Origin of the sequence: Mycobacterium sp. 1274756.6 (assembly GCF_001668625.1) — a bacterium.
GTDB lineage: Bacteria > Actinomycetota > Actinomycetes > Mycobacteriales > Mycobacteriaceae > Mycobacterium.
On sequence record NZ_LZLJ01000005.1, the window covers coordinates 43,631 to 53,656 of the forward strand.

7 protein-coding genes and 1 pseudogene are annotated in these 10,026 nt (G+C 70.6%); 5 read left to right on the top strand and 3 right to left on the bottom strand.

Annotated elements, in window-relative coordinates; genetic code table 11:
- The first annotated feature begins 60 nt into the window (after positions 1 to 60).
- Genes eccA through A5643_RS18515 form a run of 5 tightly spaced genes read left to right on the top strand, consistent with a single transcriptional unit; the run spans position 61 to position 9,176 of the window.
- A complete protein-coding gene (eccA, locus tag A5643_RS00765; protein WP_066851110.1) occupies positions 61 to 1,902 on the top strand; it encodes a type VII secretion AAA-ATPase EccA in 1,842 nt (613 codons plus the stop codon).
- On the top strand, positions 1,899 to 3,470 hold the full coding sequence (eccB, locus tag A5643_RS00770) for a type VII secretion protein EccB (protein ID WP_066851111.1): 1,572 nt from the start codon (positions 1,899 to 1,901) through the stop codon (positions 3,468 to 3,470). Before eccA ends, eccB begins: the two co-directional genes overlap by 4 nt.
- A complete protein-coding gene (gene eccCa / locus A5643_RS00775) occupies positions 3,467 to 7,450 on the top strand; it encodes a type VII secretion protein EccCa (RefSeq protein ID WP_066851112.1) in 3,984 nt (1,327 codons plus the stop codon). Before eccB ends, eccCa begins: the two co-directional genes overlap by 4 nt.
- A 34-nt stretch (positions 7,451 to 7,484) precedes the next feature.
- Positions 7,485 to 7,793 carry a PE family protein gene (locus A5643_RS00780; protein WP_066851113.1) on the top strand — a complete coding sequence of 103 codons (309 nt, stop codon included), beginning with the start codon at positions 7,485 to 7,487 and terminating at the stop codon, positions 7,791 to 7,793.
- 3 nt (positions 7,794 to 7,796) lie between these two features.
- Positions 7,797 to 9,176, top strand: coding sequence for a PPE domain-containing protein (locus tag A5643_RS18515; RefSeq protein WP_082948635.1), 1,380 nt, complete (start codon positions 7,797 to 7,799; stop codon positions 9,174 to 9,176).
- Here A5643_RS18515 and A5643_RS18520 read toward each other — a convergent pair.
- The 3 genes and pseudogenes from A5643_RS18520 to A5643_RS00795 form a co-directional block, all read right to left on the bottom strand.
- A pseudogene (locus A5643_RS18520) lies at positions 9,119 to 9,430 on the bottom strand (ESX secretion-associated protein EspG); the annotation flags it as partial. The gene A5643_RS18515 and the pseudogene A5643_RS18520 overlap by 58 nt on opposite strands.
- 6 nt (positions 9,431 to 9,436) lie before the next feature.
- Positions 9,437 to 9,724 (bottom strand): WXG100 family type VII secretion target, encoded by a 288-nt coding sequence (locus tag A5643_RS00790; RefSeq protein ID WP_066851115.1) that lies wholly within the window; start codon positions 9,722 to 9,724, stop codon positions 9,437 to 9,439.
- Positions 9,725 to 9,755: 31 nt separating this feature from the next.
- Positions 9,756 to 10,025 (bottom strand): type VII secretion protein EsxS, encoded by a 270-nt coding sequence (locus tag A5643_RS00795; RefSeq protein ID WP_231995397.1) that lies wholly within the window; start codon positions 10,023 to 10,025, stop codon positions 9,756 to 9,758.
- Position 10,026: the final 1 nt, after the last annotated feature.

Below are 10,026 nucleotides of genomic sequence, written 5' to 3' on the forward strand. Positions count from 1 at the left end.
CTGCAGTGCTAACTTCACCGAGTTAGGTTAGGTAAAGCTATGTTGGAAGGGCGGTCTCCGGTGGCTAACGCTGATACCGGCACGCTTTCCGGCCGGTCCGTCGTGCACCGCGTCGACAGCGACATCGCCAGCCGGTTTGCTACCTGCTGCCGGGCCCTGGGCGTCACGGTGCACGGTCGGCAGCGACCGGCCGACCTCCCCGCCGCCCGGAGCGGCTTCGCTGCGCTGACCCGCATCGCCCACGACCAGTGCGACGCCTGGGTGGGATTGGCAGCCGCGGGCGACGACTCGCCGCGGGTGCTGGAAGCGGTCTCGACGACCGCGGCGAGCGCCGGCGTGCTGCAGCGCGAACTCGACCTGCCGCCCGGGTCGGTGACCTTCACTTACGACAGCGGCCTGTACCTGCGGTTCCGCGCCGCCGAGCCCGACGACTACCACTTGGCCTACGCGGCCGCGCTCGCCTCCACCGGCGCGTTCGCCGAGGCGCACCGCATCGTCACCGAGATCACCGACCGCCGGCCGTCGTGGCGGGAGGCCCGGTGGGTGACCGCGACCGTCCACTACCGCGCCGAGCGGTGGGCCGACGTGGTCAAGCTGCTGACCTCGATGGTCAACGACCCGGCTCTCGACGAGCTGTTCGCCCACGCCGTCAAGGTCACCCTCGGCATCAGCCTGGCCCGGCTGGGCATGCACGCCGCGGCCCTGTCCTACCTCGAGGAGCCCGACGGCCCCATCCCGGTGGCCGCCGTCGACGGCGCCCTGGCCCGTGGCCTGGTGTTGCGCGTGCACGTCGACGAGGAGTCCGCCGAAGAGGTGCTGCAGGACCTGTACGCGGCCAACCCGGAGAACGAGCAGGTCCAGCACGCGCTCAACGACCGCTCGTTCGGGATCGCCACCACCACCGCCGATCGCATCGACGCCCGCACCGACCCGTGGGACCCGGCCACCGAGCCCGACGAAGGCGACTTCATCGACCCGGAGGCCCAGGAACGCAAGGCCCAACTGCTCGCCGAGGCCGAACGCGAACTCGGGGAGTTCATCGGCCTCGACGAGGTGAAGAACCAGGTGCAGCGGCTCAAGAGTTCGGTGGCGATGGGCCTGATGCGCCAGGAGCGCGGCCTGACCGTCGCCCAGCGCACCCACCACCTGATCTTCGCCGGCCCGCCCGGCACCGGTAAGACCACGATCGCGCGGGTGGTGGCCAAGATCTACTGCGGCCTCGGTCTGCTGAAGAAGGAGAACGTCAAAGAGGTGCACCGCGCCGACCTGATCGGCCAGCACATCGGCGAGACCGAAGCCAAGACCAACGCCATCATCGACAGCGCCCTCGACGGCGTGCTCTTCCTCGACGAGGCCTACGCGTTGGTGGCCACCGGAGCCAAGAACGACTTCGGTCTGGTGGCGATCGACACCCTGCTGGCGCGGATGGAGAACGACCGCGACCGGCTGGTGGTGATCATCGCCGGTTACCGCGCCGACCTGGACCGGTTTCTGGACACCAACGAGGGTCTGCGGTCCCGTTTCACCCGCAGCATCGACTTCCCGTCCTACACCCCGGCCGAGCTGGTCGAGATCGCCCACGTGATGGCCGAACACCGCGACAGCGTCTTCGAGCAGGCCGCGCTGGACGACATGGAGAAGCTGTTCGCCGACCTGGCGGCCGGCTCCACCCCCGACGCCAACGGCGTGGAGCGGCGCAGCCTCGACATCGCCGGCAACGGCCGCTTCGTGCGTAACCTCGTCGAGCGCTCCGAGGAGGAACGCGAATACCGCCTCGACCACTCCGAACAGGCCGGCACCGGCGAATTCACCGATGAGGAACTGATGACGATCACCGCCGCGGACGTCGGCTATTCGGTCACGCCGTTGCTGCGGGGCCTCGGATTGACGGTGCCGGCATGAGCGACTACGTCGACGACGCCGACGACGACCGCCGGTCGTTCGCCTCGCGCACCCCGGTCAACGACAACCCCGACCGGGTGGTCTACCGGCGCGGCTTCGTCACCAAGCACCAGGTCAGCGGATGGCGTTTCGTGATGCGGCGCATCGCCTCGGGGGTGGCCCTGCACGACGCGCGGATGCTGGTCGAGCCGCTGCGCACCCAGAGCCGCTCGGTGGTCATGGGCGCCCTGATCACGATCACCGCCGTGCTAGGCTTCTTCGTCTTCTCGTTCATCCGGCCCGGTGGCGCTCCCGGCAACGAGCCGGTGCTGGCCGACCGGTCCACCGCCGCGCTGTACGTGCGGCTCGGCGAACAGCTGCATCCGGTACTCAACCTCACCTCCGCGCGGCTCATCGTCGGAAAGCCGGTCAGCCCCAAGACCGTCAAAACCAGTGAGCTGGACGCCATCCCGCGCGGAAACCTGCTGGGCATCCCCGGCGCGCCGGAGCGGATGGTGCAGACCGACGTCGCCGACGCGGACTGGACCGTCTGTGACGCGGCCACCGGCTCCAGCGCAGGCGTCACCGTGATCGCCGGCCCGCCGCGCACCGACGGCACCCGCGCGGGCGCGCTCGACGCGCAGCACGCCGTGCTGGTCGATAACGGCAACGGCACCTGGCTGCTGTGGGACGGCAAGCGCAGCCCGATCGACCTCGGCGACCGCGCCATCACCGGCGCGCTGGGCTGGGGTGTGGACCTGCCGGCCCCGCGCCCGATCGCCCACGGCCTGTTCAACGCGATCCCCGAGGCGCCGCCCCTGGCGGCCCCGCCGATCCCCGACGCCGGCCAGCCCCCGCACTACGAGCTGCCCGCGCCCGCTCCGATCGGCGGAGTGGTGGTCGCCTACGCCACCGACAACTCCGCGCTGTACTACGCCGTGCTGCCCGATGGGCTGCAGCCGATCTCACCGGTGCTGGCCGCGTTGCTGCGCAACACCGACTCCTACGGGCTCGCTCAGCCGCCAAGGCTGTCCGCCGACGCGATCGCCGCACTGCCGGTGTCCCGGATGCTCGACACCGCGCGCTACCCCGACCAGCGCGTCGCCCCGGTTGATCCCGCTGCCGCCCCGGTGACCTGCGCGCACTGGAGCAAGCCCGACGGCGCGGCCACCAGCGAACTGACGTTGCTGTCCGGCTCGACGCTGCCGGTGCCCGACGGCGTGCACACCGTCGACCTGGTCGGTGCCGCGCAGGGCACGGCCAGCCGGGTGGCGCTGCCCTCGGGGACCGGGTACTTCGCCCAGATCGTCGGCGCGGAACCAACCTCGCCGATCGAGGGCTCGCTGTACTGGATCTCCGACACCGGGGTCCGCTACGGAATCGATGAGGCTTCCGGACCCACGGGAGACTCGAAAACCGTTGAGGCACTCGGTTTGACGCCACCCGCGCTGCCGATCCCCTGGTCGCTGCTGACCCTGTTCGCTCCCGGCCCCGCGCTGTCCCGCGCCGATGCGCTCATCGCCCGCGACAGCCTGGCGCCCGACTCACGGCCCGGCCGCACGGTGCGGGCCGCACAGGAGACCCGATGAGCCGATTGATCTTCGAGGCCCGCCGGCGGGTCCCGCCTCCGGCGACCCGCAAGGGCACCATCGCGATCGAGCCGCCCCCGGAACTGCCGCGGGTCATCCCGGCGACGTTGCTGCAGCGCGCGCTGCCGGTGCTGATCGTGCTGCTGGTCGTCGGCGCCATCGTGGCGATCGTGGCCACCGGTGTCCGGATGATCTCGCCGCTGGTGCTGTTCTTCCCGCTGGTGCTGCTGTTCGCGGCCACCGGATTCTTCCGCGGCGGCAACCAGAAGAACCGGGTCGCCGCCGTCGACGCGGAGCGCGCCGACTACCTGCGCTATCTCTCGGTGGTACGCGACAACATCCGCGGTCAGGCCGCCCAGCAGCGCACCCGGCTGGAATGGTCGCACCCCGAGCCGGACACCCTGTCGACGGTCGCGGGCACCCGGCGCCAGTGGGAACGCGACCCCCGCGACGACGACTTCCTGGTGCTGCGCACCGGTCTGCACGACGTCGCGCTGGACACCCAGCTGCGGGTGCAGGACACCGTCGACGAAATCGACCTGGAACCGGTTTCGCACAGCGCGCTGCGCAGTCTGCTGGAAACCCAGAGCATCGTCCGCGACGCCCCGGTCGGGTTGAGCCTGGGCCGGATGTCGCAGATCACCGTCGTCACCGACGCCGCCGACCCGGAGACCCGGGCCGAGGACGTACGGGCGGTGCTGCGTGCCTGGGTGGCGCAAGCGATCACCTGGCACGACCCGACCGTGCTCGGCGTCGCACTGGCCGCCCCCGATCTGGAGAACTCCGACTGGTCGTGGCTGAAATGGCTTCCGCACGTTGACATTCCCGGCCAGATCGACGGCGTCGGCTCGGCGCGTGCCCTCTGGTCGGATGCCGAGGACCTGGTGCACGGGCTGCGCCCGATGCTCGCCGAGCGGCCCGCGTTCACCGGCGAACCGGCCGAGACGCTGCGGCACCTGCTGATCGTCATCGACGACCCCGACTTCGACGTCAAGGCCTCCCCGCTCGGGGCCGGCCGCGCCGGAGTCACCGTCATCCACCGCACCGCCACCGCGCCGCACCGCGAGCAGTACCCCGACCCCGAACGGCCGATTCTGCGCGTCGTCGACGGCCGGCTGGAGCGCTGGGGGACCGGCGGCTGGCAGGACTTCGTCGACACCGCCGACCGCCTCGCGGTGGCCGACGCCGCCCACCTGGCCCGCCGGCTGTCCCGATGGGACTCCAACCCCACCCACGTCGGGCTGCAGTCGGCCGCCACCCGCGGTGCGACCTTCACGACGCTGCTGGACATCCCCGACGCCACGCAGCTCGATGTGCCCGCCCTGTGGGCCCCGCGCCGGCGCGAGGACGAGCTGCGGGTGCCGATCGGCGTCACCGCCACCGGCGAACCGCTGTACTTCGATTTGAAGGACGAGGCCGAGGGCGGCATGGGGCCGCACGGGCTGATGATCGGGATGACCGGGTCGGGTAAGTCCCAGACCCTGATGTCGATTCTGTTGTCGCTGCTGACCACCCACTCCGCCGAGCGGCTGATCGTCATCTACGCCGACTTCAAGGGTGAGGCCGGCGCGGACATCTTCCGCGACTTCCCGCAGGTGGTCGCGGTGATCTCGAACATGGCCGAGAAGAAGTCGCTGGCCGACCGGTTCGCCGACACCCTGCGCGGCGAGGTCGCCCGCCGGGAGCTGCTGTTGCGGGAGGCCGGCCGCGCGGTGCAGGGCAGCACCTTCAACTCGGTCGCGGAGTACGAGGCGGCGATCGCGGACCGCGGTCTGTCCGGCCCCGAATTCCCGCCGATCCCGACGCTTTTCGTGGTCGCCGACGAGTTCAGCCTGATGCTGGCCGACCACCCCGAGTACGCCGAACTGTTCGACTACGTGGCGCGCAAGGGCCGCTCGTTCCGCATCCACATCCTGTTCGCGTCGCAGACCCTCGACGTCGGCAAGATCAAGGACATCGACAAGAACACCTCCTACCGGATCGGGTTGAAGGTGGCCAGTCCGTCGGTCTCGCGGCAGATCATCGGAGTCGAGGACGCCTACCACATCGAATCCGGCAAGGAGCACAAAGGCGTCGGCTTCCTGGTGCCGGCACCCGGCGCAGCGCCGATCAAGTTCCGCAGCACCTACGTCGACGGCATCTACGACCCGCCGCGGTCGGCCAGGACCGTTGTGGTGCACTCCGACCCGCGACCGAAGCTGTTCACCGCCGGCCGGGTCGAACCCGACCACGACACCGTGGTGGTCGGTGACCAGCACGACGAGCCGACCGGTCCGCCGCGCAAGCTGATCGCCACCATCGGCGACCAGTTGACCGCCTACGGTCCGCGCGCTCCGCAACTGTGGCTGCCGCCGCTGGACACCGACATCCCGCTGGAGGGCCTGTTGGTCCGCAGCGGCGTCGGGCAGAGCACCCTGCGCTGGCCGCTCGCCGAGATCGACAAGCCGTTCGAGATGCGGCGCGACCCGCTGGTTTTCGACGCCGCGTCGGCCTCGGGCAACATCGTCATCCACGGTGGCCCCAAGTCCGGGAAGACGACCGCGCTGCAGACCTTCATGCTGTCGGCGGCCAGCCTGCACTCGCCCCGCGAGGTGACGTTCTACTGCCTGGACTACGGCGGCGGAAAGCTGCGCGAGTTGGAGGAGCTGGCCCACGTCGGCAGCGTCACGTCGGGCCTGGAGCCCGAACGCATCCGGCGCACCTTCGGTGAGATCGAGCAGTTGCTGCTCTCCCGCCAGCAGCGCCAGGCCTTCCGGCGCACCAACGGCAGCACCGGTGGCTTCGACGACGGCTTCGGTGAGGTGTTCCTGGTCATCGACAACCTGTACGCGTTCAGCCGGGACAACACCGACCAGTTCAACACCCGTAACCCGTTGCTGGCGAAGGTGACCGAACTGGCCAACACCGGTCTGGCCTACGGCATTCACGTGGTGATCACCACGCCGAACTGGCTGGAGGTCCCGCTGGCGATGCGCGACGGGCTGGGCCTGCGCCTGGAGCTCAAACTGCACGACCCGCGCGACAGCAACGTTCGGGTGCCCGGCGCGCTGCGCCGGCCCGCCGAGTCGGTTCCGGCCGATCAGCCGGGCCGCGGCCTGACCATGGCGGCCGAGCACTTCCTGATCGCGTCGCCCGACCTCGGGCAGATCTCCTCGATCAACGCGCGTTACCCCGGTGTCAGCGCCCCGCCGGTGCGACTGCTGCCGACCGACCTGTCGCCCACCGCGCTGGAACCGTTGTGGACCGGCGGCGAACGGATCACGATCGGGCAGCGCGAAGAGGACCTGGCTCCGGTCGATCTCGACTTCGCCGACAACCCGCTGGTGATGGTGCTCGGCGACAGCAAGTCCGGCAAGACGACGCTGCTGCGTCATCTCATCCGCACCATCCGGGACAACTCGACGGCCGACCGGGTGGCGTTCACCGTGCTGGACCGCCGACTGCACCTCGTCGACGAACCGCTGTTCCCGGAGAACGAGTACACCGCCAACATCGACCGCATCATCCCGGCGATGCTGGGGCTGTCGGCCCTGATCGAACAGCGCCGCCCACCGGCCGGGCTGCCACCGGAGCAGTTGGCGCGCTGGAGTTTCCAGGGCCACACCCACTACCTGATCATCGACGACGTCGACCAGATCCCGGACGGACCCGCCATGACCGGGCCCTACACCGGGCAGCGGCCGTGGACCAACCTGATCGGGTTGCTCTCGGAGGCCGGTGATTTGGGGCTGCGGGTGATCGTCACCGCCCGGGCCAGCGGCTCCGGGCACGCGTTGATGACCAACCCGCTGCTGCGCCGGCTCAACGACCTGCAGGCGGTCACCTTGATGCTGTCGGGCAACCCGACCGACGGCGGCAAGGTCCGCGGCCAGCGGTTCAGCCGCATGCCGGCCGGTCGCGCCATGTTGCTGGCCGACAGCGACACCCCGACCTTCCTGCAGTTGGTCAACCCGTTGGTCACCGAGGGAGTGGCCCGGTGACACCCCGCCCGACCGATCGAAAGGAGCAGAACCGATGACACTTCGCGTTGTCCCCGAGGGCTTGGAGGCGGCCAGCGCCGCCGTGGAGGCGCTCACCGCCCGCCTGGCGGCGGCTCATGCGGCGGCCGCCCCGGCGATCACCGCCGTGATCCCGCCCGCCGCGGACCCCGTCTCGCTGCAGACGGCGGCCGGCTTCAGCGCCCAGGGCAGTGAGCACACCGCGATCGCCGCGCAAGGCGTCGAAGAGCTCGGCCGCGCCGGGATCGGCGTCGGCGAGTCCGGAATCAGTTACGCCACCGGCGATGCGGCGGCGGCTGCCACCTACGGGATCGCTGGAGCCTGATCGATGCCTGTCGGGCCCGTCTGGATGGCGTCTCCGCCGGAGGTGTGGTCGACCCTGTTGTCGGCCGGCCCCGGGCCGGGGCCGCTGCTGGCGTCGGCCGCCGCCTGGTCGTCGCTGAGCGCCGAATACGCCGAAGCCGCAGCGGATATCACCGCGACGGTAGCCGCGGTGCAGTCCGGCTCCTGGCAGGGGCCGAGCGCGGCCGCCTACAGCGCGGCGCACCTGCCGTTCGTAGCGTGGCTGACGCAGGCCGGAGCCAACGCGGCGGTGACCGCCGCCGAACAGCAGGTGGCGGCCGGCTCCTACACCGCGGCGCTGGCGATGATGCCCACCATGCCGGAACTGGTGGCCAACCACGCCATCCACGGGGTTCTGGTGGCCACCAACTTCTTCGGCATCAACACCATCCCGATCGCACTCAACGAGGCCGACTACATCCGGATGTGGGTCCAGGCGGCGGTCGCGATGAGCACCTACCAGGTCACCGCCACGACGGCGATGGCCTCCACCCCGCGATCGGTACCGGCGCCGATGGTGCTCAAACCGGGGGTCGGCGAGGCCGGCGACGCTCAGGCGTCGATGATGCAGGCACGGGCCCAGGCGCAGGCCGCAGATTCGGGGAATTCGCTCAACCTCGGGGACCTGATGCGGCAGTTCCTCGAACTCTTCACCGACCCCCAGAAGCTGCTGAGCTTCCTACTCAACCCATTCGCGAACCTGCCCCTGCTGTTTCTGGTCGGCTATCAGGTGTTCTTCAACCTCGTCGGCTGGCCCACCTGGGCGATGATCCTCAGCGCCCCGCTGGTGTTGCCGCTGGTTCTCGGCTTGGGCATCAACGCGATCCTGCCGCAGGCCGGTGTCGAGGCGCCCGCTGGTGAGGCGCCAGCCGAAGAACCGGCCCGCGAGCCCGAGGCGGTCAGCACCCGCACCGACCACCCGCCGCTGCCGGTGACCCCGGCGCCGGTGGCACCGGCGGCGGCCGCACCGCCGGCAGCCGCACCAGCCGCACCGCCGGCGCCCGCGGCCCCCGTTCCGGTCACCGGAGCCGAAGCGGTCGGCTATGTGGTCCGCGGCGAGGACTGGGGGCCGGCGGTCGGGCCGACCATCAACGACCGGTCCGGCGCCAAAGCCCCGGCCGCCCGCATCCCGGCCGCAGCCGCCGGAGTGCGGGCGATGAACCGGGAGCAGGCCCGCGCCCGGCGTCGCCAGCGCAAGCAGATGAAGGACTTCGGCCACGAGTACATGGACATGAACGCCGATGCGGGCGGGCCCGATCCAGCCGCGACCGCGTCGCAGCGGGGAGCCGGCCGACTGGGCTTCACCGGCACCGCGGTCAAAACCGACGTCGCTCCCGCTACCGGGCTGGAGGAGGGACCGACGTAGCGAAGGTCCAGCCAACGGTCCGGGAAGCACACCACCCGAATCCAGTCGGCTACCGCCGGGTTGACGGCACCGTCGGGTGCCAACAGTCCCAGCTGGTCCAATTCGTCAGCCTGGTCGGCCAGGAACGCCGCCCGCTCGCCGGCGTCCTGGTACGGCGTGGTGATCGCCAGCACCCACGGGAAGGAGCCCGCTTCGATGGTTTCGGCGATGTACCACGCCTGGTCGACCGTCAGCTCAACCGCGTTGGGTCGCACTGCTCGTTAGCCCCACTTAGCTGCTTGCGCCTGGTCGCGGCCCAGCATGGCCAGGGTGTTGGCCTCGTGGGTGCCCGCCATCGCGTGGTAGGCGCGGATCAGCTCTTCCATCGCAGTGTTCCACTGGGCCTGCCAACTCTGGTAAGTCAGCCCGGTGTCACCCTGCCAGGCGCCGCGCAGCGCCGCCTGCTCGGTGGCGATGTCGGCGCCGACGGCCCGCAGCGCGCCCGCGTAGCCGTTCATCTCGCCGGCGTGACCGAGCATCGCCGGGTAGTTGTACATGATCTGAGACATCAGTGGTCCTTTCGGTACGGAAGGTCGGGGCTTAGGCTCCGCCGCCGGTGTAGGCAGCAGCGGCGGCGGCGTCGGCGGCCACGTAGGTGGTGCCGGCCTCGCCGAGGTTGGCCTGGGCGATGTCCAGCAGCGAGTTCACCTTGGCGGCGACCTCCACGAAGCGCAGGTGCGCGGCCTGGAAGGCGGCGGAACCCTCACCCTGGTGGAAGGCCTGCGACGCCAGCGCGGACTGCTCGGCTTGCGCGATCGTGCTGCGCATCAGCGCGGTCTTGGCGCCGAACGCCGACTCCGAGGCGATCAGC